We start from the raw sequence: 25,632 nt of genomic DNA on the forward strand, positions 1-25,632 counted from the left end.
ATGAGGATCTACCGAACAGCATTGGCGATTTATGCCATATTGGTGCCGATTACTGAGGTTAACGCGGCGGAAACTATCACGTATAGTTACGATGCTAAGGGTCGGCTGGTGAAGGTCGTGCGCACCGGCACCGTGAACAATAATGTCACGGTGGAATATACTCATGACAAGGCCGACAACCGCACCCGGCTGAAGACCACCAACTCGCCGAACCCGCCGCCCTAAGGGCGGGTTCGGGCGGCGTTTGGCCGCTCACCAGAAACAGATCGGGGCGCAGGAAACGGGGCGATGGGCATCGCCGCGACAGCGCCCGCTTGTCCCGCGCCGAGGCGCACATCGCAGGGGTTTGTATGAAACAGGGTCGCAACAGGGGAAATATGCGGATCGCCGCGCTGCTGGCGGGAACGATCATCGCGTCGGGGACCGGAACGCAGGCGTTGGCGCAGTCGGGCCCGCCACCGGTCCGTCAGTCCATCGACGAGAATGGCGTCGATCTGATGCGGCGTAGCTTCAACACGTCGGCGACCGACGTCTCGATTGGATCGGGCGACCAAGGCATGGCGTTCGAGCGCGTTTGGCGCGGCTGGGAGTGGCGCAACAATTTCGTCGCGACGATCAACAATACGGGCGGCCTTTTTGTGGTCAGCATCGGCGGGTCATCCGACAGTTTCTCCTATGCCAGTTATCCGACTTTCGTTTCGACCGAAGGCAATGGCGCGACGCTGGTGCTGAGCGGGAGCGACTATGTTTATACGTCGCCGGACGGCACGGTCGCGGTGTTTGCGCCGCACGGCAATCAATATGACACGTTCGGATCGAATGTCGGCTGGATCCGGCACATCACCTTTCCAGGCGGCGACCGCTGGACCTATCACTACAAGGCGGGACAGTGGTGCGGCTTTGGTTCGTGGAACGGGTCGTCGTGCGATACGGCCCTCAATACGAGTCTGCGTGTCCAGTCGGTGACCAATCGCTTCGGCTATCAGATCAAGCTGGAATATGCCGCCAATTCGATGACCGACTGGCCCAGCTATACGCCGTGGAAGACGATCGCCAAGGCGACTGCGATCAACAATGGTGTTGAATATTGCGATCCCGTCGCGGACAGTTGTGCACTGAGCAACCCGTGGCCATATGTAAGCTACGCCAAGTCGGGAACGACTGAAACGGTGACGGATTCGGTCGGAACCGTTCGCACCTATACCTATAGCAGCAGCGGACAGGCCATCCTGGGTATTCGGCGCGCCACGGCGGCGAGCGACAGCGTGACAGTTGGATATACCAGCGGTAAAGTTTCGACGCTGACCAATGAGGGCGTCACCTACAACTACAGCGAATGGGTCAATGGTAACCAGCGTGGAGTCGATGTCTCCGGGCCGGGCGGATATTCAAGGTCGGTTCGTTCTCACGCGACCGAATATGCGCTCTGGGGGATATATGATCCGGGCAATCGCTACACCGGCTATATTCGTGACGCAAAGTGGCGGGTCAACGAGATTTATCATCTCGACGGCGATAGGACGCTCTACACGCTCGACGCCCGCGGCAATGTGACCGAGACACGGCGCGTTGCGAAGACGGGATCGGGACTTGCGGATATCGTTACAACTGCGGGCTTCGACGCTAATTGCGCCAACGCGCTTGTCTGCAACAAGCCGCTATGGACGCGCGACGCCAAGGGCAACCAGACCGATTATACTTATGACCCCAATCACGGCGGCGTGCTGACGGTAACGCTGCCCGCGGCAACGCCGGGCGGGGTACGGCCGCAGACACGCTACACCTATCAGCAGTACCAGGCCTATGCAAAGAACAGCGGGGGTTCGATCGTCGCATCGGGGGCGCCGGTCTATCGCCTGACGGGCGTGTCGACGTGTCAGACGACGGCCAGTTGCGCGGCGACCGCCGACGAGGTCAGGGCTGTGGTCGGTTACGGGCCGCAGGTGGCAGGCACGGCGAACAACTTGCTGCCGGTTTCGGCGACGCAATCCTCGGGCGACGGCGCGCTCAGCACGGCGACGGCGTTCACCTATGACAATATCGGCAACCGGCTGACCGTCGACGGCCCGCTTGCGGGGGCCGACGACACCAGCCGGACGCGCTACGACGCGCGGCGGAGGGTGGTCGGCGTGGTGGGTCCCGATCCCGACGGTGCGGGCGCGCGCAAGCCGCTCGCCCAGCGGGCGACCTATAATCTGGACAATCAGCCGATCAATGTCGAGGTCGGCAATGTGGACAGCCAGTCCGACGTGCATTGGGCGGCGATGACCGTGTCGCAGAATAGGTCGACGACCTATGACGCCAATGCGCGTCCGGCCAAAACTGAACTCAATTCGGGGGCGGCGACGCAAGCGGTGACGCAGGTAAGCTATGATGCCATGGGGCGTGTCGATTGCACCGCAGAGCGCATGAACCCGTCGATATATGCATCATTGCCGATCAGCGCCTGCACGCTTGGAACCGCAGGCAGCTTTGGAGCCGATCGCATAAGCAAGATAAGCTACAATGCGGCCAGCGAGGTCACAAAGGTTCAAGTTGCGGTCGGGACCCCCGAGCAGGCGGACGAAGTGGTTGCCGGATATACGGCGGATGGCAAGCTCGCCTATGTCGTCGATGCCGAAAACAACCGGACCGCCTATGGTTATGACGGGCACAACCGTCAGGTGAAGACCGAATATCCCTCGATCACTAAGGGCGCCAATGCGGTCAACGCAGCGGATTATGAAGAGCTGACCTATGACGCCAACGGCAATGTCGCGACCCGCCGGCTGCGCGACGGGACGAGCATCGGGTATACGGTCGACAATCTGAACCGGGTGACGCTCAGCGACCTGACGGGCACGGTCGACGACACGACCTACAGCTATGACCTGCTCGGCCGGGCGCTCAGCGCGACGCGAAATAGCGAGACTTTGACCTTCGCGCACGACGCGCTGGGACGGCTGACGAGCGAGACGCAGCATCTGGGGACCACGACGCACACCTATGATGCGGCGGGGCGGCGGCTGTCGCTGGCCTATCCGGCCGGCGTTCTGACGGTCAATTACGACTATGATGTCACCGGCAATGTCACCAAGATCCGCGAAAATGGGGCGACGAGCGGGGTCGGGGTGCTGGCGGACTATGCCTATGACAATCTGGGTCGGCGTTCGAGCATCACCTTCGGTAACGGCAGCGTCCAGAGCTTCGCCTATGGCACCGACCAGCGGCTGGCGACGCTGACCAACAACCTCGGCGGTTCGGCGACGACGCACGATCTGGTGCAGAGCTTCGCCTATAACCCTGCCGGGCAGATCGCGAGCGTGGCGCGCGGCAACGACGCCTATGCCTGGCCGGGGCATTATAATGTCGATCGCGCCTATGTCGCCGACGGACTCAACCGGCTGGCGAGCGCGGGCGCGACGTCGTTCGGCTATGATGCGCGCGGCAACCTGACGAGCGATGGGACGAACAGCTTCACCTATAGCCCCGACAACCTGCTGACCGGCGGGCCGGGCGGGTCGCTGTTCCGCTATGACGCGCTGGCGCGGCTCGGCGGGGCGAAGGTCAATATCAGCTCGACGCTGATCCGCTATACCTATGACGGCACGAACCGCATCGCCGAATATCAGGGCGTCGCGTCGGTGCACCGCCGCTATGTCCACGGACCCGGCGTCGACGAGCCGATCGTGTGGTACGAGGGCAGCGCGATCAACAACACGACGCGCCGCTTCCTGATGGCCGACGAGCGCGGCAGCATCGTCAGCGTGACCGACAGCGCGGGCGCGACGATCGCGATCAACAGCTATGACGAATATGGCATCCCGGCATCGGGCAATGCCGGCAAGTTCGGCTACACCGGGCAGATGTGGCTGCCCGAAGCGGGGATGTGGTATTACAAGGCGCGCATGTACTCGCCGACGCTGGGGCGGTTCATGCAGACCGACCCGATCGGGTATGGCGACGGGATGAACTGGTATAACTATGTGCGCAGCGATCCGGTGAACAATAGCGATCCGCTAGGGTTGGCGATCAATCGGTCGGAGGATTGTGCTAGCCGGCCCAATACCTGTCCGCCGGATGACCCGAACAGGAATGAGATTGTGGTTACGGGAACGCGGTCCGTGCCAATGCCCACGCCGCTCGGGACGCTTTCTATCACAAGGGCGATGCAGAGCGGCGGTGCAGGGGAATTCGCCCAAAGTGCCGCTGACTCGGCAATGACGCAGGAAGATTTTTGCGAGACGTTAAGAAGCGAGGCCGCCAATACTAAGGCGGATCTGCCAAAATGGCGACAAGGCTGGCGTTATAACGATATGAGCGCGCTAAAATTCGACCGAAACCGAGATATTTATGCACGAAACGAGGCTAGCTTCGTGTCCACAGTGCTGTTCCTGGGGGGCACCGGCGCGGGCGCGCGCGAGTTGATTACGAAGCGAAGCTTAGGCCCTGTCGGATTTATTCTCGGTCTGGCTGGTGAGGGAGCCAGCAGGGATGCGGGTATGAGAGATGCATGGATCAACGCCACAGACGCGAGGATCAGGCAGCTTAACGCCGAGAAGTCGGGCACCTGTCCCGCCAAAAAGTAGGAGGGTTCTGCCTGTCTCGAGATGTTGGAATTACGCGAATTGCTGTGGGAATTGCGGTGACAGGTGCAATAGGCCCTAAATTCGCGGCGTGATCGCCCGATACAATCGATCGAGCGCGGGCGTTGTGCGAAGCGCGCGACGACGGGGCGGTTGCCATGGCACCGGCGCTGGAGCGGGTTGATGACTTCACGGCCTTTATGGACGAAGCGTTCGACGAGGCTTTCGCCTATGCCGCGCCGCGCAAAGCAGAACGCATCGGTCGCCCGATCGGCTCGGCGCAATGCTTGGATGATATGGAGGCAAGGACCGGCCTTTTGCTCTGAGGCCGCGAAAGCGCGGGCCGAAGTCCGGGGCGAGTGGGGTTTGGGGGCAAAATAGGCTGTCGCCGTAATGGTCTGTCACCGTCGTGGCATGGGACAAGCTCCGGGCTGGTGGAGGAGGGCGGAGGCCAGAGCGGCGCGGGGGGCGGCGTCAATGGCGCGACCCCGGGCGCGGCGGTGCTTTTTCGCCGCGAGGGGAGATTTTACGGGGTCAAGTTGACGGGGACGGCACGCAAAGATAGCTTAAAGATCAAATAAATAGAAAATCGAGCATTTCCTTCGATTCGCGNCAAAGGGGATTGATCGCTTATGGGAGCCTACCGAACAGCGTTGGCGATTGCTGCCATATTGGTACCAATTACTGCGGTTAATGCGGCAGAAACGATCGCATATAGTTACGATGCCAAGGGGCGGCTGGTGAAGGTGGTGCGCACCGGTACCGTGAACAACAATGTCACGGTGGAATACACCCATGACAAGGCCGACAACCGTACCCGATTGAAGACCACCAACTCGCCGAACCCTCCGCCCTAGGGGCTGTCGGGCGCGTCAGCGCCATCGGATCGGGGAAAATCGGGGGCATCGGAATATGACGGCATTTGGGGCGCGGGCAGCTGGCAAGGTACTGGCCACATTATTTTTGTTCGCGTCCGGAGGACTGCTTGCTCCCGCCGCGGCGCAGACGCCGCCGCCCTATGATAGCCGCGACGAGAATGGCGTCGACCGCGTCACCGGGCGCTTTTCGACCACGATGCCCGAGGGTGGCATCGGGGACGTCGCGATGGTGCGCTATTATGGCACGGGCGCCGGGGACAATTGGTCGGGCGAATTGGTGCGGTCGGACTATGGCGGCGGCCAATATGCGACCGTGATCTTCGGCAAGATTTCGGAGCGCTTCACGAAAAGCGGCGGATCGTGGAGCGCCGACAAGGGCAATGGCGCGACCCTGACCGAGAATATCGCCGACACCAAGTTCACCTATCGCGCGCCCGACGGCACGACCATCGTCTATATGACGCCGCAGTCGCTGGCGGGTCCGATATTAGGTGCGGGGGTGGTCAACGTTCCCCAATGTCCGGTCATTTCCGGCGGTGGTGTCGTCCTTTGCGCGGTGCCGACCGACGTCGCGCGACCGGATGGCGGCACCTACAAGCTGACCTGGCAAACGCCCTATGGCTGCGAATATCCGCAAGGACCCGGCGGCCCGCAGGTGCCCGAAGACGATTCGCTGGTGTGTAATGTCGTCTATCGTCTGTCCGACGTCCGCAGCAATTCGAGCTTCGGCATGAAGGTGAAATATCAGTCGGACATCGGACCCAACGCCTATACGGGCGTCACGGCGCCGGGTTGGTACCGGCGAGCGACCCTCAAATTCCTTGATCTCAGCCAGGTTTATTGCGACGCCACAGCGAACAATTGCGACGGCGTCGCGGGCACCTGGCCGACGGTGAGCTACTCGAACCCGTCGACCAGCGTTACCGAAATCACCAACAGTCAGAACGGGACCTGGCGCATCGACACCGCGACGTCGGGCCAGATCAATATCCGTCGTCCGGGCGCGACCAGCGATACGACGGTCGTCAATATCGTGCCATCGACCGGCCGCACGACGTCGCTGACCCGCGACGGTGAGACGGTCACCTATAACTGGACGACATCGGGCGCGAACACGACCTCGACCGCGACGACGGGTGGCGGCGAGACCGACGCGGTCACGTCGAACCCGACGCCGCAGCAGCCGACCGCTGTGGTGGCGGGAACCAGCGCGACGACGACTTACGTCTATGATGCCTTTCAGCGGGTGACGCGCGAGACACGCCCCGAGGGCGATTACACCAACTACACGCGCGACCTGCGTGGCAACATCACCGAGACGCGCCATGTCGCCAAATCGGGCAGCGGACTCGCCGATATCGTCACCACCGCCAATTACGACACGCTCTGTACGATCTCCGCGAAGTGCAACAGTCCGAACTGGACGCAGGATGCGCTGGGGAATCGGACCAACTATAGCTATGACGCGACGCACGGGCAGGTGACGCGTGTCCAACTGCCGTCGCCCGACGCCGATGCGGCGGGGACCGAGACGGGAGTGCGGCCTGAGATCAATTACAGTTACACGGCGCTGACGGCGCAGGTGCGCGACGCCAGCAACACGCTGATTCCGCAAACGACGACGCAGTACAAGGTGACCCAGATCACCGCCTGCGCGACCGCGGCGACCTGCGCAGGAACTGCGAACGAGACCAAGATCGCGATCGAGTACAACAATCCGAACCTGTTGCCGACCAAGGTCACGACCTCGGCGGGCAATGGATCGATCAGTTCGGCGGTCGGCTATGCCTATGACGCGCGCGACAATCTGGTCAGCATCGACGGGCCGCTCGCCGGAACCGACGATACGACCACCTACATCTATGACGCGCAGGATCGTCGGCGCGGGACGATCGGACCCGATCCGGATGGCGCTGGCACGCGCCCGCGCGCTGCGAGCCGCTTGACCTTCGACGTCCAGAGTCGGGTGACCAAGGCCGAAACGGGGACGGTAACCGCCGCGACCGAGCCGGCGTTGAACGCGATGACCGTCTATCAGACGGTCGACATCGTCTATGATACGGCGACCGGCAACAAGATGAAGGAGGTCATGTCAGGCACGGCGGGCGCTGTGAGCGTGGCGCAGTATAGCTATGACAGCGACAATCGCATGCTCTGCACCGCGCTGCGCATGAACCCGGCAACCTGGGCTTCGCTGCCGCCAAGCGCCTGTACTGCCGCGACGACGTCGACAACCTATGGTCCAGACCGGATCAGCCGCAACAGCTATGACAATCAGGGACGCGTGACCAAGGTAGAGAATGCGGTGGGTACGGGAGATGCTGCCGACGAAGTGCGCACCGCCTATACCGCCAACGGGCTGCTCGATTATGTGAAGGACGCGGAGAGCAACCGCACGACCTATATCTATGATGGGCACAACCGGCTGTCGCAGACGCGCTATCCCTCGACCACCAAGGGCGCCGACGCCAGCAATGCGAGCGATTATGAAGGGCTGACCTATGATGCGCGGAGCGGCGTGACGGCGCGGCGCCTGCGCGATGGAACGAGCATCGGCTACGCCTATGACGATCTCGGCCGGCTGACCGCGAAGGATATTCCGGGCGGGACCAATGAAGACATCAGCTATGGTTACGACCTGCTCGGCCGTGCGCTCAGCGCGCAAAAGGGGACTGGCACGCCGCTGACCTTCGTCCATGACGCGCTCGGCCGGGTGACGAGCCAGACGCAGATGCTGGGGACCACCAGCTATACCTATGACGTCGCGGGGCGGCGCCTGACGATGGCCTATCCGGGCGGGGTGCTGACGATCAATTACGACTATGACCTCACCGGCAACGTCACCAAGATCCGCGAAAACGGCGCGACGAGCGGGGTCGGGGTGCTGGCGAGCTATGCCTTCGACAATCTCGGTCGCCGGTCGAGCGTGACCTTTGGCAATGGCAGCGTGCAGGGCTTCACCTATGACGCCGCGTCGCGGCTCGACACGCTGACCAACAATCTGGGCGGAGCGGCGACGATCCACGACCTGACGCAGAGCTTCACCTATAACCCCGCGGGCCAGATCGCGAGCGTGGGCCGGACCAACGATGCCTATGCCTGGCAGGCGCATTACAATGTCGACCGCGCCTATATCGCCGACGGGCTGAACCGGATCATGAGCGTGGGGAGCACGAATTTCGCTTACGACACGCGCGGCAACCTGACCAACGACGGGACCAACGCCTTCACCTATAACGCCGAAAATATGATGACCGACGGGCCGGGCGGCGCGACGTTCAAATATGATGCGCTGGGGCGCTTGCAGGCGAGCTTTGCGACCGGCCAACCGGCGCCGACGCGGTTCGAATATGACGGCATCGACCTGATCGTCGAGTTCACCGCGCCATCGACGGTGAAGACGCGCTACGTCCACGGCCCCGGCATCGACAATCCGATCGTGTGGTACGACGGCAGCGCGATCAACGGCACGACGCGCAAGTTCCTGATGGCCGACGAGCGCGGCAGCGTGGTGAGCATCACCGACTCGGCGGGCGCGACGATCCATATCAACGCCTATGACGAATATGGCATCCCGGCGCCGGGCAATATCGGGCGCTTCGGCTACACCGGCCAGACCTGGCTGCCCGAGCTGGGCATGTGGTATTATAAGGCGCGGATGTACTCGCCGACGCTAGGACGGTTCATGCAGACCGATCCGATCGGGTATGCCGATGGGATGAACTGGTATAATTATGTGGGTAGCGACCCGGTGAATCGGACTGACCCTCTGGGACTTTGCAGTTTCACGCCTTGGGTCCTAGTTCGTTGGGAGGTGCAAGAAGACGGCTCGCTAAGGGCGATCAAGATACTCGCGGCGTGGCTGGTGCAGGACACGCCATGTCAGGGTGCCGAAGGTCTATCCGTAATTAACGAGACAGGCGGCAACGCGAAGGGGCATAGATCACCGGCCAAGGGTGATCGAGCTTCAAAGGAATTCCGGAACGCTCTGTCCCAAGTTAACAAGCAGATCAGGGAGGAATGTCGTGGCGCTTCAAACCCCAGTCCGCAATGCTTCAAGTTAAAAAGCTACAACCTTCTTCTTCATCAGTTTACGTCACGGCTTGCAGAGCTTCCGATAGAACGGATCGTCCCTCCCAGTACTTGGGATATGTATGCTCCTCCTATGTTAGCCGGATTTGGATGTGGACTTACCGCTATGACTGGTGGGGGATTTGCAGGTGTTAAGGAGGCTGCTGGAACTGCATTAGGAATTTACGGTTGTAGCGAGATGTTTAGCCCACCTGAGTGACAGGGTTCGCCTCTATGAAAAATATAAATATTAAATTTTTTTCTATATCTATAGTCCTGTTTTTGATTTCAGTATATCTTTCAGGATATAAGGAATATATATATCTTCCATTGGTATTTTCTTTTTTTTCCGGATATAATTTTTATAGGATTAGCCCTGAAAAAACGTCAAGGCGCCCATAATTGAGATATTGTGGTGACGGTTTTCTTAACTCCCAGGTCATACTAGACCCACCGCATGGCCCGCCTCCCGCGCCTGGTTTTTTGCCCGGCGTCCCGCATCATGTGACACAGCGCGGCAATCGGCGCGAGCGGACCTTCTTTGAAGATGGGAATTACCGGCTTTATCTCGATCTTCTGGCCGAGGCGGCGGCGAAGGCGCGAGCGGCAACTTGGTCCCATTCCTGATGCCGAACCATAGGGACGTCATCGCCGTTCCGGTGGACGCGACGGCCTGTACCGCAGCTTCCGCCATGTCCATCGCCCCTGTGCGGGTTTCATCGACGCGCGGGCGCGCACGACGGGGCCTTCGGCCCGATCGGGCCGCGCGTCATCATCCGCTATGTGATCGGGGCGATCGGGGCTAAGGTTCCGTGGTCATGACAACCCGACGGAAGAAGCCATCCCTATGAGCCCGGCCCCGGACAGCGTCCTTGTCGCCGCGGGCCAGTGGGTGGCCGCCGTCGCGACCGGGCCCGTCGCCACCGGCGTCGCGACGATCGCGATCGCCGCGGTCGGCTTTGCGATGCTCGCGGGGCGGATCGATGTGCGGCGCGGGGCGGTGGTGGTGCTGGGCTGTTTCATCGTCTTTGGTGCGCCGACGATCGCGGGGGCGTTCATGCAATGGGCGGGGGCGGGGGGCGATGCCGGGGCGCAGCTTGCGGCGAGCGTGCCGCCCGCGGCGCCGGTGCCCGCGCCGCCGCCGGCGCAGCCCAACGATCCTTATGCGGGGGCTTCGCTGATCCGATGAGCGGGCGGGGGCGCTTGGTGCGGTCGGGGCTGGCAGCCTTGTGCGCGGTGCTGCTGGCGGGCTGTATCGCACGCTATGATTTCGAGATCGCAAACGAGGGCAGCCGCGATATCCAAAATGCGGTGCTGACCAGTGCCGATAAGACCGTGGCGATCGGGGACATCCCGCGCGGGGCGGAGACGAGCGCCGTCTATAGCCACTTCGGCGAGCACGATACCGATGTGTATCTTGAGTTCGATCGCGGAGGTCGGCGCGAATCCTTCTTTGTCGGCAATTTCACGGCCTATCTTTTCTGGGTCGAGTTCTACGACGCGCCGATCATGGTGCGCGACGGCAACGCCGTTTGGCTCTCGGACGGCAAGGACTGGGTGCTACCGCGCCGCAGGGATCCGCCGAACCCCGACGGGTCGCCGCGCGGCTAGGCTCAGCGCGTCGAGCGGCGCTCGGCGAACCATTGGCGCAGCATCGCGCTGGTGCAGCCGGTGAAGCCGTAGGTGCCGACCACCGAGCAGCTGTTCGGGCGGCTGAGGCGGGCGATGTCGTCATACCCCTCGACCTTCGAGGCCCAGCTGCCGCCGCCGACATTGTCCTCTTCGCGCAGTTCCTCGCGCAATTCCTTGGGCACGCGGTAGCGATCGGCCTCGGGCTCCTGCGCGCAGACGACGATCTCGTCGCCCTGGGCCTCGGGGCATTCGTCCTTGCCATAGGCGATGAGGAAGGAGAATTTTTCGGGCGGCTGCGACGACATGGCGAGGCTTTCGTCCTGCGCTTGCGCGTGCGCGGGTACGGCGAGGGCGAGCGTCATCGGCGCCAGCGCGGCGAGCAGCGGGAGCAGGAGGCGGGCAGGCGTGGTCATTCTGGCGTCATTCCCTCGAACCGTCCCCGTCCTGTGGCGACGATAGGCGCGCGAGATGAACCTAAGCCTAACCCGCGGGCAAGTCACGCCCGCGGGATCGCGGCGATAGCGGTTCGGTTCGGGCCGATGAAGACGGCAGGCGTTGGCGCAAGGCCGCGGCCCCTCCACCACTCGCTTTGCGAGCGGTCCCCCTCCCCATGGCTTCGCCACAGGAAGGATCGCTTTACAAGGTGTCGAGCGAGGCGGCGATGCTGGTCCACACCTGCCCCAGCTCTTCGGGGGTGATGCAATAGGGCGGCATGACGTACACCGTATTGCCGAGCGGGCGGAGGAGGACGCCGTGGTCGCGGTAGAAGGCGATCAGGCGCGGGGCGAGGGCCGAGAGATAGCCGCCGTCGGGTTGGGCGATGTCGAAGGCGGCGATGGTGCCGAGGCGGCGGGGGTTTTCGACGCGCGGGTCGTGCCCGAGCATCGCGAGGTGCGCGGCCTGCGCGTCGGCGAGGGTGTCGATGCGTTGCTGGACGGGCTCGTCGCGCCAGATCGCGAGGTTGGCGTTGGCGGCGGCGCAGGCGATCGGGTTCGCGGTGTAGCTCGACGAATGATAGAAGGTTTTCGCGCGGTCGGTCGACCAATGCGCCTCGAAGATCGGTTCGATGCAGAGGGTGACCGCGAGCGGCAGGCTCCCGCCGGTCAGCCCCTTCGACAGGCAGACGATATCGGGGATGACGCCGGCCTGGTCGCAGGCGAAGCGGGTGCCGGTGCGGCCCCAGCCGGTCATCACCTCGTCGGCGATGAAGAGGATTTTGTGGCGCGCGCAGATCGCGCGCATCTCGGCGAGCACCCACGCGGGGTAGATCAGCATGCCGCCGGCGCCGAGGATGAGCGGTTCGACGATGAAGGCGGCTGGGTGTTGGGCGCAGGCGGCTTCGAGGGCGTCGAGCGTGGCCTGTTCGCGGCCTTCGTGGGGGAAGGGGATGGTGTCGACGTCGAAGAGCAAAGGCTGCCAGGCGCGGTTGTAGACGCCGCGCTCGCCGACCGACATCGTGCCGATCGTGTCGCCATGATAGCTGTGTTCGAGGACGAGGATGCGGCTGCGCGGCTCGCCGATATTGTACCAGTAACCGAGCGCCATCTTGAGCGCGACCTCGACGCTGGTCGAACCCGAGTCCGAGAAGAAGACGCGGGTGAGCGGGGCGGGGGTGATGCGGATCAGCTCGACGGCGAGCGTCTCGGCGGGCTCGTGGGTCCAGCCGGCGAAGATGAGCTGGTCGAGCCTTTCGGACTGGGCGCGGATCGCGGCCATGATGCGCGGATGGGCGTGGCCGTGGGTGGTGACCCACCAGCTGGAGATCGCGTCGATCCAGTATCGGCCGTCGGCATCATAGAGGCGCGCGCCGTCGCCGCGGGCTATCAGCGGGATGGTGTCGCCGAGGCCGTGCTGGGTGAAGGGGTGCCAGACGGGGGATGGGGGTGTGGTCATTCGCGCGCCTTATACTAGTCCGTCATCCCGGCGAAGGCCGGGATCTCACCGGTGCGAAAGGATGCGAGGGCGGGATCCCGGCCTTCGCCGGGATGACGAATATCTATTGAAAGTCCGCGAGATCGAAATTTGCGCTGAACGCCGCCGCCAGCTTCTCGGGCGTCAACGGATCGATGATCGGCAGGCGGCCTAAGCGGCGGAGGCCCGATATCTCGGTGATGATCGCCTCGCTGTCTTCGACCGCGTCGCCGAGGAAGGCGAGGCCGTGGATCGGGACGTCGCGGGCGCGCAACGCCTCGATCGTCAGCAGGCTGTGGTTGATCGTGCCGAGCGCGGTGCGCGCGCAGATAATCACCGGGATCTGCCAGCGCGCGAACATGTCGGCGTAGAGCAAAGTGCGGGTGAGCGGGACGAGGGCGCCGCCGGCGCCTTCGATGATCAGGTCGCCCTCGGGAGGCGTGAGCTGGTCGGGGTCGAGGGTCACGCCGTCGATTGCGGCGGCGCGGTGGGGCGAGGCGGGGGTGACGAGGCGGTAGGCCTCGGGCACCACCGCGACGTTGGCGAGGCGGGCGACGACCTCGCTGTCGGTTTCATCGTCGAGGCCGGCCTGCACGGGTTTCCAATAGGGGGCGCCGGTCGCCCCCGCGAGCGCGGCGGCAAAGACGGTCTTGCCGATGCCGGTGTCGGTGCCGGTGACGAAGAAGCGCGGCATCAGGCGTCGGCCATTGCGGCGGCGAGGGTGTCGGTCATCCGGTCGATGTCGGCCTCGCCGACGTTGAGGGTGATCGCGATGCGCAGGCGGGCGGTGCCGTGCGGGACGGTGGGGGGGCGGATGCCGCGGACGTCGAAGCCGGCTTGCTGCAGCGCGCCGGCGATGCGCATCGTGCGGGCGTTGTCGCCGATGACGACCGGGATGATCTGGCTGCCGCTGGCGGGCAGGCCGAGCGCGGCGAGGCGGGTTTCGGCGTGGGCAACGAGGTCGTGGAGGCGGGCGGCGCGTTCGGGTTCGCCCGCGACGATTTCGAGCGCCTGGCGGACGAGCCAGGCCATCAGCGGCGAGGGGGCGGTCGAGAAGATGAAGGGGCGGCCGCGGTTGACGATGAAATCGCGCACGATCGCGGGACCGCAGAGCAGGGCGCCTTCGCAGCCGAGCGCCTTGCCGCAGGTGTGGAGGGTGACGAGATTGTCGCGCGGCGCCAGCGCGTGGGCGAGGCCGGCGCCGGCGGGGCCGTAGACGCCGGTGGCGTGCGCCTCGTCGACGATCAGCACCGCGTCATGGCGGTCGGCGACCGCGGCGAGGTCGGCCAGCGGGGCGCGGTCGCCGTCCATCGAATAGAGGCTTTCGACCGCGATCCACGGGGTGCCGGTGCCTCCCCTGGCGCGCCAGGCGGCGATCGCGTCGTCGAACGCCTGCGGGTCGTTGTGCGCGGCGGCGACGCGGTCGGCGCGGCCGAGCTTCATGCCGTCGTGGGCGCTGGCGTGGATGAGGTCGTCGTGGACGATCAGGTCGCCGCGCTGCGGCAGCGTCGCGAACAGCGCGGCGTTGGCGGCGAAGCCGGTGGGGAAGAAGAGCGCCGCCTGGCTGCCGTAGTGGCGCGCGGCGTGGGCCTCCAATGCTTCATGCTCTTCGTGGTTGCCGCGCAGCAGGCGCGAGCCGCCCGAGCCGGCCGGCAGGCCGCGCTGGAGGCCCTGCGCGACGGCTTCGTTGAGGACGTAGGAGCCGGCGAGGGCGAGATAATCGTTCGAGGCGAAGTCGATGCCGGCGCGCGGCACGAGGGTGCGGCGGCGGTCGTCGGCTGCGAGTGCGGCGAGGTCGGCGTGGTGGGCGGCGAAGGGGGAGGGTGTCATGATAATCTCTCACACGTCATTGCGAGGAGCGGAGCGACGAAGCAATCTCCAGCTATCGCGCTGCGCAAGGGCGACCGCTGTAGATTGCTTCGCTCCGCTCGCAATGACGGCGTTGATCAATGCGTGGCCGTTTTTGTTGAGCCTTCGCGTAACGCCTGCCGTTCTTCGGCGGTCAGGCGACGCGGCTCCGCAATCGGCTGGAGCGTCTTGGCGTCGAACAGTTCGCAGCGGCGGCGATCGCCCGAGAGCATGTCCTTGATCATCCGCGGGAAGAAGCGGCGCATGAGCTGGCCCATGCTCATCCTGGGCAGCGCGCTGGTGTCGCCGATGCCGTCGTGCGTGAAGAGGTGGCCAAGCGGCGGGCCGACCAGCGCGGCGCGCGTCGCCGGGTCGCAGGCGGCGAGTTGGGTGGTGATGTAGGGGATTTTGCCGTTCGCATAGCTGTTGAACACCGGCATGTTGCAGCAGGTCGCATACCAGCGCAGCGTCGGCTTGTCGGTCAGATGGACGCAGGCGAGCCGGTCGCGGCCCGATGTGAGGCGCATGCGGGCGCAGCGCGACTGGTAGAGCGCGCTGCCGCCATGCGCGTCGAGCACGTGGCTCGCGTGGCCGAGGTGGCGCGTCAGGTCCTGGCAGTCGGTGCAATGGCATATGACATGGTCGCCCTGGCCGGGGCCGACATCGAGGAGGGTGCCGGAAACGGTGCCGCATTGGCAGGCGAAGGCGAGGTCGGAGGACATGCTGCGGTCCTAGCCGTTCGTCTGCGAATGCGGAAGGCCGTGCGATCCTCCCTGTCGCGGAGCGATGGGGAGGTGGCAGCGCGGAGCGCTGACGGAGGGGCGATGACGCCGAGGTCGCNCCACCATTCGCTTCGCGAACGGTCCCCCTCCCCATCGCTTAGCGACAGGGAGGATTTTCCGTCAGTTCTTCGACTTGTCGACGAGCTGGTTCTTGGCGATCCACGGCATCATCGCGCGCAGTTCGCCGCCGACCTGTTCGATCGGATGCGCGGCGGCGGCCTTGCGGCTCGCCTTCAGCTCGGGCTGGCCGGCCTGGTTGTCGAGGACGAAGTCCTTGACGAAGCGGCCCGACTGGATGTCCTGAAGCACGCGCTTCATTTCGGCCTTGGTCTCGGCGGTGATGATGCGCGGGCCGGTCTTGATGTCGCCATATTCGGCGGTGTTCGAGATCGAATAGCGCATGTTCGCGATGCCGCCCTCATAGAGGAGGTCGACGATCAGCTTGGTTTCGTGGAGGCATTCGAAATAGGCCATTTCGGGGGCGTAGCCCGCCTCGACCAAGGTCTCGAAACCCGCCTGGATCAGGTGGGTGATGCCGCCGCACAGCACGGCCTGTTCACCGAAGAGGTCGGTTTCGCACTCTTCCTTGAAGCTGGTTTCGATGATGCCGCTGCGGCCGCCGCCGACCGCCGAGGCGTAGCTGAGCGCGAGCGCCTTGGCGAAGCCGTTACCCGACGAACCCGCGCCCTGCGCTTCCTGTGCGACCGCGATCAGGCAGGGGACGCCGCCGCCCTTTTGATATTCGCTGCGCACGGTGTGGCCGGGACCCTTGGGGGCGACCATGAAGACGTCGATGTCGGGGCGCGCTTCGATCAGGCCGAAGTGGATGTTGAGGCCGTGGGCGAAGGCGAGCGCGGCGCCGGGCTTCATGTTCGGGCCGATGTCGTCGGCGTAGATTTTCGCCTGATGCTCGTCGGGCGCGGCGATCATGATCACGTCGGCCCATTCGGCGGCTTCCTTGTTGGTCAGCACCTTGAAGCCGGCGGCTTCGGCCTTTTTGGCGGTCGCCGAACCGGGACGGAGCGCGATCGCGACCTCCTTGACGCCGCTGTCGCGCATATTCTGCGCATGGGCGTGGCCCTGGCTGCCGTAGCCGACGACGGCGACCTTCTTGTTCTTGATCAGATCCTGGTCGGCGTCGCGATCGTAATAAACCTGCATGTCTTTCTTCCCTATTTCTCTTCCGTCACCCCGGGGCTTGACCCGGGGTCCCGCTTTTCGCAGTTGCTTAGCGGGACCCCGGATCAAGTCCGGGGTGACGATAGTTGAAACCCAATACGTAAACTCTAAACCGCCTCCGCCCCGCGGGCGATGGCGACGACGCCGGTGCGGCCGACTTCGACCAGCCCGCATTCGCGCATCAGCGCGATGAAGCGGTCGACCTTGTCGCTGTTCCCGGTGATTTCGAAGATGAAGCTGGTCAGCGTCGTGTCGACCACCTTGGCGCGAAAGACGTCGGCGAGGCGCAGCGCCTCGATGCGTTTTTCACCGGTGCCGGCGACCTTGACGAGCGCGATCTCGCGTTCGACATGCGCGCCCTGGTCGGCGAGGTCGACGACATTGTGGACGGGGACGAGGCGGTCGAGCTGGGCGATGATCTGGTCGATCACCGCGGGAGGGCCCGAGGTGACGATGGTGATCCGGCTCAAGGCATGGTCGGCGCTGATATCGGCGACCGTCAGGCTTTCGATATTATAGCCGCGCGCCGAGAACAGCCCGGTGATCTTGGCGAGGATGCCCGCCTCGTTGTCGACGGTGACGGCGAGCACGTGGCGCTCGCCCGCTTCGGTTTTGATTTTCATGTCGGTTCTTTCCCCCTCCCGCTTGCGGGAGGGGCTAGGGGAGGGCGTGTCTGAGGGATGGGGCTGGCCAACAGGCCCTCCCCCGACCCCTCCCGCAAGCGGGAGGGGAGAAGATTGTCGCTCTGCTGCATCACACCAGTGCCTTGGCTTCGTCGTCCATCGTGCCGGTGACGTCGCTCGGCTGGAGGAGCATTTCGGTGTGGGCGGCGCCCGACGGGATCATCGGGAAGCAGTTGGCGAGCTTGGCGACGCGGCAGTCGACGATCACCGGTCCCGGGGTGTCGATCATCTTCGCGATGCCGTCCTCGAGGTCGCCGAGCGTGTCGATGCGCAGGCCCGTCCATCCATAGGCTTCGGCGAGCTTCACGAAATCGGGCAGGCTGTCCGAATAGCTGTTCGAATAGCGGCTTTCATAGGTCAGTTCCTGCCACTGGCGGACCATGCCCATATATTCATTGTTGAGGATGAAGATCTTCACCGGCAGCCGGTACTGGCTGACCGTGCTCATCTCCTGGATATTCATCTGGATGCTGGCTTCGCCCGCGACGCAGATGACGAGGCGGTTCGGGTGCGCGATCTGCGCGCCGACCGCGGCGGGGAAACCGTAACCCATCGTACCGAGCCCGCCGCTGGTGAGCCAGCGGTTGGGGGCCGAAAAGCCGAAATGCTGCGCCGCCCACATCTGGTGCTGGCCGACCTCGGTGGTGATGATCGGGTCGCGGCCGCGGGTCGCGTCGAACAGCGCGCGGACCGCGCGCTGCGGCATGATTTCGGCGGCGTCTTCCTTCTTTTCGGGGAAGTCGAGGCAGCGCGTTGCGCGCCAGCCGTCGATGCGGCGCCACCATTCGCCCAGATCGCGCGCCTTGTGGCCCGCGTCCTGCCAGCCCGCGATGATCGCGTCGAGCGCGCGGCCGGCGTCGCCGACGACGGCGAGGTCTACGGCGACGATCTTGTTGATCGAGCTGCGGTCGATGTCGATGTGGATCTTCTTGGCTTCGGGCGCGAAGGCGTCGAGGCGGCCGGTGACGCGGTCGTCGAAGCGCGCGCCGACCGCGATGATCAGGTCGGCGCGGTTCATCGCCATGTTCGATTCATAGGTGCCGTGCATGCCGAGCATGCCGAGCCATTTGGGATCGTCGCACGGGAAGGCGCCGAGGCCCATCAGGGTCGAGGTGACCGGCGCGCCGGTGAGCGCCACCAGCTGGCGCAGCGCCGCGCTGGCATCGGGGCCGGCGTTGATCACGCCGCCGCCGGTGTAGAAGATCGGGCGTTCTGCCGCGGCGATCAGCGCCACAGCCTGGGCAATCGCATCGGCGTCGGGCTCGACCTGCGGGCGATAGCTTTTGTGCGCGATCTTTTCGGGGATCACATAATTGCCGGTGGCGACCTGCACATTCTTGGGGATGTCGATCACGACCGGGCCGGGGCGGCCGTGGGTCGCAATGTAAAACGCCTCATGCAGGATCGGCCCGAGGCGTTCGGGGTCCATCACCAGATAATTATGCTTGGTGCAGTGGCGGGTGATGCCGACGGTGTCGCATTCCTGGAAGGCGTCGGTGCCGATCAGCGCGGTCGACACCTGGCCGGTGAGCACGATCATCGGGATCGAATCCATCAGCGCGTCAGTGATGCCGGTGACGGCGTTGGTCGCGCCGGGTCCCGAGGTGACGAGCACGACGCCGGGCTTGCCGGTCGAGCGCGCATAACCCTCCGCCGCATGGGTCGCCGCCTGTTCGTGGCGGACGAGGATGTGCTTGATCGTGGGGTGCTTGTAGAGCGCGTCATAGATGGGAAGGACCGCGCCGCCCGGATAGCCGAACACTGTATCGACCCCGAGGTCGACCAGCGCCTGAACCACCATGTCGGCACCACTCATTTCCGTCACGACTATACTCCTCGTTTCTCGATCGTTGCGCACAAAGGCGAGGCTTGTGCGCTGCAACAGGTCGGCGGGCAATAGGTATATGATTCTATCCTGTCAACATCATATCACGTAATATTATTGCTATTTTGTTGATGGAATCCTTGTTTAATGATTCTTCATGGCGTGGCCAGTCGGCGGGGGGCTGGTGGCGGAACCACGTAAACTGGCGCTTCGCATATTGACGGGTGGCGGCCTGGGCGAGCGCGAGGGCTTCGGCGCGGTCGATCTCGCCGCGCAGATATCGCGCGATCTGGGGCACGCCGATCGCGCGCATGACGGGGAGATCGGGATCGAGGCGGCGCGCCAGCAAAGCCTCGACCTCGGCGATCGCGCCGCCGTCGAACATCGCGTCGAGCCGGACGTCGCAGCGCGCGCGCAGCCAGTCGCGCGGCGGCAGCAGGAGGAAGGGAGCGAGCGCGATGTCGTCCGCGATGCCGCCCTCCTGCGCCGCCTGCCAGTCGGCGAGGGTGCGGCCGGTCGAGCGGACGACCTCGAGCGCGCGGGCGACGCGGGTGCGATCGGCGGGATTGAGGCGCGCGGCGGCGGCGGGGTCGGCGGCGGCGAGCGCGGCGTGGGCGTCGGCGACGTCCATCGCGCGCACCGCGTCGCGCACCGTGGGGTCGATTTCGGGGACGGGAGCGATGCCGTAGAGCAGGCTGCGCAGATAAAGGCCGGTGCCGCCGACGAGGATGGGAACCATATCCGCGGCTTGGGCGTCCGAGATGGCCGCGCGCGCCTCGCCGGCCCAGCGTGCGGCGTTATGCGCCTCGGCGCCGTCGATATGGCCGAAGAGGCGGTGGGGAATCCCCGCCATCTCTTCGGTCGAGGGACGCGCCGAGAGGATGGCGAGGTCGGCATAGACCTGGCTGGCGTCGGCGTTGATCACCACGCCGTTGCCAAGCGCCTCGGCAAGGGCCACCGCCAAAGCGCTCTTGCCGCTGGCGGTCGGTCCGGCGATAAGCGCGATGGGCGGCCTCGCGGCCGAAGAGAGTGAAGGAGATGCCATGTTCGTAGCGACGCTGATAGCAGCCGGGAAGCTGACCGACGAGGTGGTTCGCGAAGGCATCGACCGGCTCGACGCGACGGGGCACGAGGTCGGCGCGCCGCACTGGCTCGACGTCGGCGACGCCGCCGATATTGTCTTTCAGGGTAGTCTGGTCAGCGCGCGCGCCGAATTGGCGAAGATGGACCATGGCGCGCTCGACGTCGTGGTGCAGCCGCTGGGCGACCGGACCAAAAAATTGATCGTCGCCGACATGGATTCGACGATGATCACCGTCGAATGCATCGACGAACTCGCCGACTATGCCGGGATCAAGGACCAGATCGCGGCGATCACCGCGCGTGCGATGCGCGGCGAACTCGATTTCCGCGCCGCGCTGTTCGAGCGCGTCGGGCTGCTCGGCGGCCTGGCCGAAGGCGTGCTCGCCGAATGCCGGATGGAACGGGTGCGGCTGACCCGCGGCGCCCGGACGCTGATCCAGACGATGAAGGCGCATGGGGCCTATTCGGTGCTGGTGTCGGGGGGCTTCACCGCCTTTGCCGACCCGGTGGGCGAGGCGATCGGCTTCGACAAGGTGGTCGCGAACCATCTGGAGATTTCGGGCGGAAAATTGTCGGGCCGGGTGCTCGAGCCGATCGTCGACAGCGCCGCGAAGCTGGAAACGTTGAAGGCCGAGGCCGCGAAGCACGGCCTGCCGCTCGCCGAGACGCTGGCGGTCGGCGATGGCGCCAACGACATCCCGATGATCACCGCGGCGGGACTGGGCGTAGGCTATTATCCGCACCCGTCGGCGGGCGCGGCGGCGGCGGCGGTGATCCGGCACCATGACCTGACGGCGCTGCTGTGGGCGCAGGGTTATCCGCGGCGGCAGTGGGTGATGGGTTAGGGGCGATCGGCGACGGCCGCTCCCCACCTCCAAATCCGACAGATGACGGCGGGTCTCCGGATCAAGTCCGGGGTGACGGGGATGGGCAAGGGGAGTATCGTGTGGGTCGGAGGATCGCATGGCCCAACACCGCATCTATTCGATCAGCGTCGCGAGCGTGTACCCGCATTATATCGCCAAGGCCGAAAAGAAGGGGCGCACCAAGGCCGAGGTCGACGAGATTTTCCGCTGGTTGACGGGTTATGACCAGAAGGCGCTGGAGGCCGAGCTCGCGGCGGCGACGAGTTTCACGGATTTCTTTGCGCAGGCGCCCAAGCTCAATCCCGCGCGCGAGCTGATCACCGGGGTGATTTGCGGCATCCGCGTCGAGACGATCGAGGAGCCGCTGATGCGCGAGATCCGCTATCTCGACAAGCTGATCGACGAGCTGGCGAAGGGCAAGAAGATCGAGAAGATCCTGCGCGGCTAAAGGATGAAATCGCTGGCGCTCAGCAGGCCGAGATTGACATTGTGCAGGACGATGAAGTCGCCGTTGCCGAGATTGATCGCGCCGTCGCTGCCCACCTGACTGAACCCGGCCTGGACGGCGGCGAAGCTTGTGAAGCCGAAGGCCGCCAGGTTGATCTTGTCGGTACCGCGAAGGAAATCGCCGATCACGTCGCAGCCGGTGCCGCGCTCGAACACAAATGTGTCCGCCCCGGCCTCGCCGAACAGCACGTCATTGCCGCCCTTGCCGTTCAATATGTCGTTGCCCGCACCGCCAAGCAGATAGTTGGCGACCGCATTACCGGTGATGCGATTGTCGAGGGCGTTGCCGACGCCGAATGCGGTTGTGCCGCGCAGTTCGAGATTTTCGACATTGGCGTAAAGATAGGCGCCGGCATTGGGGACGTTGATTTCCGCAATCACCGTGTCGTTGCCGCCGCCGACCGCTTCGAAGGTCAGATCGGCGCCGGTATCGACATAATAGATGTCGTCGCCGGCACCGCCGTCCATCAGGTCATAATCATTGAGCCCGGAATTGCCGAACAGCTGGTCGTTGCCCGCGCCGCCGACCAGGATGTCGGTGTCGAAGGTTGTGCCGCCGTCAAGGATATCGTCGCCATCCTCGCCATAAAGCGCGTCGGCGTCCTCGCCGCCGTAGAGCTTGTCGTTGCCCGTGCCGCCGGCGAGATAGTCGACGCCGATGCCGCCATAAAGGGTATCGTCGCCGGCTTCACCGAACAGGCTGTCGCGCGCATGGTCGGGATGGCCGATGCGCGAACCGCCGCCGTAAATGATGTCGTTGCCGCCGCCGCCGATCAGCAGATTCTCGGAATCATTGCCGGTCAGGATATTGTCGGACGCGTTGCCAACGAGCCAGGAAGTTCCCGCGTCTTCGACGATCACGCCATTTTCGACATTGGCGTACATATAGTGGAAACCGCGGGTGATGACGGTGTCGTTGCCCTCGTCGGGATTCTCGAAATAGACGGTGCGATGGATATTGTCGCTGAATGCCGTGAGATAATAGACATCGTCGCCGGTGCCGCCATAGAAGCGGTCTTGACCAAGGCCGCCCTTGAAGCTGTCGTTGCCGGCGCCGCCGATGAACAGATCGTTATCGTCGTTGCCGAAGAACTGGTCGTTGCCGCCAAAGCCGTAGATGGTCGAATCGCCGGTGTGATTGGAGACGAGGATATTGTCGCCCTCGTCGCCGTTCAGATTACCGCCGCGGGTGTCGAGGATGATCAAGCTCAGCCCGCTGTTGACGCCGAAGGCCGCGATGCGGCCGTCGCCGAGCGGTACCAGCGACGTTTGAGAACCCGGCAACATGATGGTCAGCAGCGAATCCGACAGAGGCGTGCCGTCGGCGTCGAACCAGCGAAAGCCCGCGGCCGGGGTGCCGTCCTGGCTGCCGGCATAGGATATGATGAAACTGTCATCCTCCAGGATCGTGATATTCGGGGCGCTCGCCGAGGAACGTTCGTTGACGACAAATTCGCTGCCGATCGGATTGCCGTCGGGATCGAACAGTTGCGCGTGCGCCGAATAGCCGCCGTTCGCCGCCTGGAACTCCCACACTGCGAGGTAATTGCCGTTCGCAAAGGTTTCGACATGCGCTCTTCCCGACGAGCCGCCGGCGTCGGTGGACACGGCAAATTCGTTGCCGATCCGTTGCCCGGTCAGCGTCATCATCTGACCGCGGATATCGCCGGTTTCGCGGTCCCACCAGGCGATGAACAGATTGTCGCCATTGGTCGCGATCCGCGCGTCGAGCTGATGGCCCGGCGTCGTGGTGTTGATCAGGATAGGGTCGCCCGGAACGCCGTTCGCGCCAACGATGCGGAGCGCGATATTCGCGCCGTCGGCAGGGGGCATCGAGTAGACGATGGCATAGGTGCCGTTGGGCAGCGTTTCGATGGTGGCGGGGCGATTGCTGCCGGTCAGCAGGAAATCGGTCGCGATGCGGATCGCCGGCCCGGTCGGTTCCATCGCGGCATTGTAATGCCGCATGTTGAGCACGTCGCTGTTGTTGACGATCTCGCGCGTGAGTATCGAGAAACCCCCGTCGTCATGGAAGTCGATGTCGAAGAAGCCACCGGGGTCGATCGTGCCGCTGGAAACGGGGCGTCCAAAGAGATCGAATGTCCTGTACTCCATGCCGGAGCTGCCGTTCACGATGACGACGAAATTGCCGTTGGGGAGGCGATAGCTGGCGGGATAACCCGCAGCACTACCGCCGACGCCGGTTTCGAGTTTCCAGATATCCAACGCCATGACGCAGCCCTCTCCTTGATCCTTCCCGCGTCCTAATCGAATAGCGGGAAAGCGCAACGGATGGTCCGCTTGCAAAGACAGCCATTTAGCGGCGAGGGTTCGCCGGTTATTTGCTGTTCATCACGACGCAGGGCTGGCTCGCCGATCCGACGGTGGCGCAGAATTTGTCGGCTTCGGCCTTGGTCGCGAAATTGCCGGCCTGGAGGCGGGTGAGCTTGCCGTTCTTGACGAGATAGGGCTGGCGGTCGGCGAGGCCGGGATATTTGCGTTCGAGCGCGGCCCACAGATTGCGGGCGTTGCCGTCCTGCGAGAAGGCGCCGAGCTGGGCGCGCCAATTGTCCGCGCCGACGGTGTGGACGGCGGCGGCGGGCGGCGCGGGTTGTGGTTTGGGCGAGGCGGCCTTCACCGGAGCGGGCACGGGTTTCGGCGGCGCGGGTTTCGGCGGCGCGGCGGGGGGCAGGTCGCCGCTTTCGGGCGGCGCGGCGTAGCTGGTGCCGGGCGCCGCCTTCGCGTCGGTGGCGGCTGCCGCGGCTGCGGCGGCCTCGGCGGCGGCGCTTGCCGCGGCGTTGGCGGTCGCCGACGGCGGCAGTTCGGCGGTCTTGATCGGTTGCGGCACCGCGGGACGCGGCCCGGGCGGCGGCGGCGCGGGCAGGTGGTCGGGCGCGCGGGGCGGCGGTGGACCGGGGTCGGCCTTGATCACCGGCGGCGGCGCGTAGCTGGTGCCGGGGACCGAAACGGGCAGGCTGGCTGTCTTGACCGGCGAGGGGGCGGGCTTGGGCGGCGGCGGCGCGGCGGCGTTGACCGCGGCGAGGCGTTCGCGCTGTTCGGCCTTTTCCATCTCGGGCAGCATCGCGAGCCCCGCCTGGCGCTGTTCGAGCGGGATCAGGCTGTCGAGTTGGGCGAGGCGCGCCGAGGCGATGCCGAGCCCGGCGTCGCTGGCGCGCTTGGTGAGCGCATAGGCGCGCGGCCAGTCCTGCGCGGCGAGGTCGCCGTTGAAGTGCGCGGTGCCGAGGACATATTGCGCGCGGGGCTCTCCGCGCGCCGCCGAGCGGACGATCATCGGCATCGCCTCTTCGCGGCGGTTGGCGGTGAAGAGGACGAGGCCGAGATTATCCTCGGCCTGAAGATGCCCCTGTTTGGCGGCGCGGCGGTACCAGCTTTCGGCCTGCGCGAGGTCGGCGGGGACTCCGCGGCCGAGCTTGTACGCCTGGCCGAGATTGAATTGCGCATCGGGATCGCCAGCGAGCGCGAGCGGGCGCCAGATCGACACCGCCTGCTGGGCGTTGCCGGCCTCCCATTGATCGACGCCGTCCTTGACGCTGGGCGTCGCGGCGGCGGGCTTGCTCGCCGCGGGTGCCGCGATGGCGGGTGCGGCGGACATCGCCACCGACAGCAACGGAAGCAAGGCGATGGTGCGGAATAGACGCATGACAATCTCCACTGACGTCAGCAGCCCGGACCCGGGCGGCGACAGTCCCCGGCCCGGCGCTAGGGGGTAATGGCTAACACCCCGTTAGCGACGCGTCGACCAGAGTGTTTCTGATCCGATACGGCACAGTTTTATCTTAAG

The 25,632-nt window shown here is 64.7% G+C and carries 19 protein-coding genes; 8 read left to right on the top strand and 11 right to left on the bottom strand.

Annotated elements, in window-relative coordinates:
* The first annotated feature begins 350 nt into the window (after nt 1–350).
* From ASD67_RS16795 to ASD67_RS16820, 6 genes are all read left to right on the top strand, one after another.
* A complete protein-coding gene (locus tag ASD67_RS16795) occupies nt 351–4,568 on the top strand; it encodes an RHS repeat domain-containing protein (protein WP_082545121.1) in 4,218 nt (1,405 codons plus the stop codon).
* A 155-nt stretch (nt 4,569–4,723) separates the two neighbouring features.
* A complete protein-coding gene (locus tag ASD67_RS16800) occupies nt 4,724–4,891 on the top strand; it encodes a hypothetical protein (RefSeq protein ID WP_156377754.1) in 168 nt (55 codons plus the stop codon).
* 327 nt (nt 4,892–5,218) lie between these two features.
* Nucleotides 5,219–5,422 (top strand): hypothetical protein, encoded by a 204-nt coding sequence (locus ASD67_RS16805; RefSeq protein ID WP_156377755.1) that lies wholly within the window; start codon nt 5,219–5,221, stop codon nt 5,420–5,422.
* Between the two features lie 106 nt (nt 5,423–5,528).
* On the top strand, nt 5,529–9,734 hold the full coding sequence (locus ASD67_RS16810) for an RHS repeat domain-containing protein (RefSeq protein WP_056349790.1): 4,206 nt from the start codon (nt 5,529–5,531) through the stop codon (nt 9,732–9,734).
* Nucleotides 9,735–10,361: 627 nt separating this feature from the next.
* A complete protein-coding gene (locus tag ASD67_RS23930) occupies nt 10,362–10,703 on the top strand; it encodes a TrbC/VirB2 family protein (RefSeq protein WP_082545123.1) in 342 nt (113 codons plus the stop codon).
* A gap of 14 nt (nt 10,704–10,717) precedes the next feature.
* Nucleotides 10,718–11,125 carry a hypothetical protein gene (locus ASD67_RS16820; protein ID WP_156377756.1) on the top strand — a complete coding sequence of 136 codons (408 nt, stop codon included), beginning with the start codon at nt 10,718–10,720 and terminating at the stop codon, nt 11,123–11,125.
* Between the two features lie 2 nt (nt 11,126–11,127).
* Here ASD67_RS16820 and ASD67_RS16825 read toward each other — a convergent pair whose 3' ends face one another.
* The 9 genes from ASD67_RS16825 to miaA form a co-directional block, all read right to left on the bottom strand.
* A complete protein-coding gene (locus ASD67_RS16825; protein WP_082545124.1) occupies nt 11,128–11,559 on the bottom strand; it encodes a hypothetical protein in 432 nt (143 codons plus the stop codon).
* Nucleotides 11,560–11,782: 223 nt separating this feature from the next.
* On the bottom strand, nt 11,783–13,039 hold the full coding sequence (locus ASD67_RS16830; protein WP_056349794.1) for an adenosylmethionine--8-amino-7-oxononanoate transaminase: 1,257 nt from the start codon (nt 13,037–13,039) through the stop codon (nt 11,783–11,785).
* 103 nt (nt 13,040–13,142) lie between these two features.
* Nucleotides 13,143–13,751: a dethiobiotin synthase gene (gene bioD, locus ASD67_RS16835; protein ID WP_056349795.1), complete on the bottom strand. Its 609-nt coding sequence runs from the start codon at nt 13,749–13,751 to the stop codon at nt 13,143–13,145.
* Nucleotides 13,751–14,887, bottom strand: coding sequence for an 8-amino-7-oxononanoate synthase (locus tag ASD67_RS16840; protein ID WP_056349797.1), 1,137 nt, complete (start codon nt 14,885–14,887; stop codon nt 13,751–13,753). The genes bioD and ASD67_RS16840 overlap by 1 nt, the downstream gene beginning before the upstream one ends.
* Nucleotides 14,888–15,003: 116 nt before the next feature.
* On the bottom strand, nt 15,004–15,627 hold the full coding sequence (locus ASD67_RS16845; RefSeq protein WP_056349798.1) for a DUF6151 family protein: 624 nt from the start codon (nt 15,625–15,627) through the stop codon (nt 15,004–15,006).
* Nucleotides 15,628–15,807: 180 nt separating this feature from the next.
* On the bottom strand, nt 15,808–16,848 hold the full coding sequence (ilvC, locus tag ASD67_RS16850) for a ketol-acid reductoisomerase (RefSeq protein ID WP_056349800.1): 1,041 nt from the start codon (nt 16,846–16,848) through the stop codon (nt 15,808–15,810).
* Nucleotides 16,849–16,973: 125 nt separating this feature from the next.
* A complete protein-coding gene (gene ilvN / locus ASD67_RS16855) occupies nt 16,974–17,489 on the bottom strand; it encodes an acetolactate synthase small subunit (protein ID WP_056349802.1) in 516 nt (171 codons plus the stop codon).
* Nucleotides 17,490–17,619: 130 nt separating this feature from the next.
* The gene (locus ASD67_RS16860) at nt 17,620–19,374 is read right to left on the bottom strand and encodes an acetolactate synthase 3 large subunit (RefSeq protein ID WP_056349803.1); all 1,755 of its coding nucleotides are present in this window, start codon (nt 19,372–19,374) and stop codon (nt 17,620–17,622) included.
* A gap of 85 nt (nt 19,375–19,459) precedes the next feature.
* Nucleotides 19,460–20,419: a tRNA (adenosine(37)-N6)-dimethylallyltransferase MiaA gene (gene miaA, locus ASD67_RS16865; protein WP_056349805.1), complete on the bottom strand. Its 960-nt coding sequence runs from the start codon at nt 20,417–20,419 to the stop codon at nt 19,460–19,462.
* On the opposite strand from miaA, the gene serB reads away from it, so the two are divergent.
* Together serB and ASD67_RS16875 are read left to right on the top strand one after the other, a co-directional pair.
* Nucleotides 20,418–21,302: a phosphoserine phosphatase SerB gene (serB, locus tag ASD67_RS16870; protein WP_056349807.1), complete on the top strand. Its 885-nt coding sequence runs from the start codon at nt 20,418–20,420 to the stop codon at nt 21,300–21,302. The genes miaA and serB overlap by 2 nt on opposite strands.
* A gap of 118 nt (nt 21,303–21,420) precedes the next feature.
* On the top strand, nt 21,421–21,771 hold the full coding sequence (locus ASD67_RS16875) for a DUF2200 domain-containing protein (protein ID WP_056349809.1): 351 nt from the start codon (nt 21,421–21,423) through the stop codon (nt 21,769–21,771).
* Here ASD67_RS16875 and ASD67_RS23935 read toward each other — a convergent pair.
* Together ASD67_RS23935 and ASD67_RS16885 are read right to left on the bottom strand one after the other, a co-directional pair.
* Nucleotides 21,768–24,062, bottom strand: coding sequence for a calcium-binding protein (locus ASD67_RS23935; RefSeq protein WP_056349810.1), 2,295 nt, complete (start codon nt 24,060–24,062; stop codon nt 21,768–21,770). The two genes, ASD67_RS16875 and ASD67_RS23935, sit on opposite strands and share 4 nt — an antisense overlap.
* 106 nt (nt 24,063–24,168) lie before the next feature.
* On the bottom strand, nt 24,169–25,491 hold the full coding sequence (locus tag ASD67_RS16885) for an SPOR domain-containing protein (RefSeq protein ID WP_056349812.1): 1,323 nt from the start codon (nt 25,489–25,491) through the stop codon (nt 24,169–24,171).
* Nucleotides 25,492–25,632: the final 141 nt, after the last annotated feature.

Source organism: Sphingopyxis sp. Root1497 (assembly GCF_001427085.1).
In the GTDB taxonomy this organism is placed as follows: Bacteria; Pseudomonadota; Alphaproteobacteria; order Sphingomonadales; family Sphingomonadaceae; genus Sphingopyxis.

What these genes read in the sequence shown, in the direction of transcription:
- ASD67_RS16795 (WP_082545121.1), top strand. Translation starts at nt 351, where the DNA reads ATGAAACAGGGTCGCAACAGGGGAAATATGCGGATCGCCGCGCTGCTG.
- ASD67_RS16800 (WP_156377754.1), top strand. Translation starts at nt 4,724, where the DNA reads ATGGCACCGGCGCTGGAGCGGGTTGATGACTTCACGGCCTTTATGGAC.
- ASD67_RS23930 (WP_082545123.1), top strand. Translation starts at nt 10,362, where the DNA reads ATGAGCCCGGCCCCGGACAGCGTCCTTGTCGCCGCGGGCCAGTGGGTG.
- ASD67_RS16825 (WP_082545124.1), bottom strand. Translation starts at nt 11,559, where the DNA reads ATGACCACGCCTGCCCGCCTCCTGCTCCCGCTGCTCGCCGCGCTGGCG.
- ASD67_RS16830 (WP_056349794.1), bottom strand. Translation starts at nt 13,039, where the DNA reads ATGACCACACCCCCATCCCCCGTCTGGCACCCCTTCACCCAGCACGGC.
- bioD (WP_056349795.1), bottom strand. Translation starts at nt 13,751, where the DNA reads ATGCCGCGCTTCTTCGTCACCGGCACCGACACCGGCATCGGCAAGACC.
- ASD67_RS16840 (WP_056349797.1), bottom strand. Translation starts at nt 14,887, where the DNA reads ATGACACCCTCCCCCTTCGCCGCCCACCACGCCGACCTCGCCGCACTC.
- ASD67_RS16845 (WP_056349798.1), bottom strand. Translation starts at nt 15,627, where the DNA reads ATGTCCTCCGACCTCGCCTTCGCCTGCCAATGCGGCACCGTTTCCGGC.
- ilvC (WP_056349800.1), bottom strand. Translation starts at nt 16,848, where the DNA reads ATGCAGGTTTATTACGATCGCGACGCCGACCAGGATCTGATCAAGAAC.
- ilvN (WP_056349802.1), bottom strand. Translation starts at nt 17,489, where the DNA reads ATGAAAATCAAAACCGAAGCGGGCGAGCGCCACGTGCTCGCCGTCACC.
- serB (WP_056349807.1), top strand. Translation starts at nt 20,418, where the DNA reads ATGTTCGTAGCGACGCTGATAGCAGCCGGGAAGCTGACCGACGAGGTG.
- miaA (WP_056349805.1), bottom strand. Translation starts at nt 20,419, where the DNA reads ATGGCATCTCCTTCACTCTCTTCGGCCGCGAGGCCGCCCATCGCGCTT.
- ASD67_RS16875 (WP_056349809.1), top strand. Translation starts at nt 21,421, where the DNA reads ATGGCCCAACACCGCATCTATTCGATCAGCGTCGCGAGCGTGTACCCG.
- ASD67_RS23935 (WP_056349810.1), bottom strand. Translation starts at nt 24,062, where the DNA reads ATGGCGTTGGATATCTGGAAACTCGAAACCGGCGTCGGCGGTAGTGCT.
- ASD67_RS16885 (WP_056349812.1), bottom strand. Translation starts at nt 25,491, where the DNA reads ATGCGTCTATTCCGCACCATCGCCTTGCTTCCGTTGCTGTCGGTGGCG.